Source organism: Frigoribacterium sp. AC759, from assembly GCF_979256015.1.
Map to the genome: position 1 here is coordinate 1 of NZ_CEEDMT010000229.1, position 230 is coordinate 230.

Genomic DNA, 230 nt, shown 5'->3' on the forward strand with positions numbered 1-230 from the left:
GGGGTCGGCGAGCGACGAGCGGCCGGCGACGACCTCGGCGCGGATCACCGTCTGGAGCGCCTCGCCGAGCACCTCCCAGTTCGAGTCGCGGTCGGCTTCGAGGGCGACCGTGCCGACGGCGATCTCGCCGAGCCCGCGGCGCAGGTTGTCGAGCGCGAGCATCGCGTGACCGAACGCGACGCCGATGGTGCGCTGCGTCGACGAGTCGGTCAGGTCGCGCTGCTGGCGTG

At 73.9% G+C, this 230-nt stretch carries 1 pseudogene; it reads right to left on the bottom strand.

The features are described from left to right. Positions 1 to 230 (bottom strand): annotated as a pseudogene (locus ACZ6JE_RS15775) (adenylosuccinate lyase); the annotation flags it as partial.